This is a genomic window from Psychrobacter sp. AOP5-GZ1-6 (genome assembly GCF_052376345.1).
Taxonomy (GTDB): domain Bacteria; phylum Pseudomonadota; class Gammaproteobacteria; order Pseudomonadales; family Moraxellaceae; genus Psychrobacter.
The window spans coordinates 1-947 of record NZ_JBQSVP010000290.1 but is presented as its reverse complement, the minus strand read 5'-3'; the positions used below and the strand labels follow the sequence as shown (position 1 = coordinate 947).

Sequence of the window (947 nt, the reverse complement as noted above, 5' to 3'; positions counted from 1 at the left end):
GAGTACTTAAGCTTGTACAGCTTGCTAATGAGAGTGACATTGCTACAAAAATAAGTTTAACCACGAAATACACCTAATTAATTGTTAAGCCTGTTAAAAGAGTTAAGTTTATCTGTACGGATTTAAAGGCAGGGGTCAAAACTTTTATTATTCAAGCTGATATAAATAATCAGTAGTAACTGGAGTATCCAGACGTTTTCCACTCATAGTTATTAAAAACGTTTCATCATCTTTGATAACCTGAGCTTCTCCATCTCTGAATCTATCAGCGTCATCATATATAAATGGAATAATGACTTCTCCTTTTTTATTAATAAATCCCCATTTGTTATTTAGCTTAACATTCGCTAGGCCTTCGTTAAAATCATAGCCTTCATCGTATTGACACTCAATTACTTCTACAAACTGCTCGTTGATAAAGCCGCGTTTACCGTTTCTTTGAACTGATGCGAACCCTTCATTGAACATATCTATATTGTCATACTCAAAAGGCAGTAGAACTTCACCTTTTGTATTTATTAGCCCCCATTTATTATTTTTTTAACTCTAGAATAACCACTTAAAAATTCTCCTGCAAATGAGTACTCAGGTGCAATGACAACTTTTCCATGGTACTTATAGCCCCATTTACCTTCAGACTCAAAAGGTTTGAAATCATAATCATCTATTATGGATGGATCCGATGGGGAGTTGTATAGATATATTGATTTATCGTTTGATGTGGTCTCAGGGCTATTTTTTTCTACACTCAAAGCCTGACTTGCATCCAATGAATGATTAATATTTAGTTTTGTATCATCCATTGTGCAGCCACAGAAGATAAGCGTGGAGGCTAATAAAATCAAATTTTTCATAATAAATTATCCACAGTTACAACGTCCTTTGTTAGGTAAAAAATATAACTAATGAATTGTTAGGCCACTCAACATATCAAACCTACAGTGTTC

Annotated in this window: 2 protein-coding genes; both read right to left on the bottom strand. The window is 33.8% G+C overall.

Annotated elements, in window-relative coordinates; genetic code table 11:
- Nucleotides 1-147 precede the first annotated feature (147 nt).
- Nucleotides 148-468, bottom strand: coding sequence for a WG repeat-containing protein (locus ACT3RN_RS15825; protein ID WP_192520675.1), 321 nt, complete (start codon nucleotides 466-468; stop codon nucleotides 148-150).
- A 50-nt stretch (nucleotides 469-518) separates the two neighbouring features.
- On the bottom strand, nucleotides 519-854 hold the full coding sequence (locus ACT3RN_RS15820; RefSeq protein ID WP_192520674.1) for a WG repeat-containing protein: 336 nt from the start codon (nucleotides 852-854) through the stop codon (nucleotides 519-521).
- Nucleotides 855-947: the final 93 nt, after the last annotated feature.

Excerpts from the sequence above, each read along its gene's own strand:
- ACT3RN_RS15825 (WP_192520675.1), bottom strand. The coding sequence starts at position 468 with ATGTTCAATGAAGGGTTCGCATCAGTTCAAAGAAACGGTAAACGCGGC.
- ACT3RN_RS15820 (WP_192520674.1), bottom strand. The coding sequence starts at position 854 with ATGAAAAATTTGATTTTATTAGCCTCCACGCTTATCTTCTGTGGCTGC.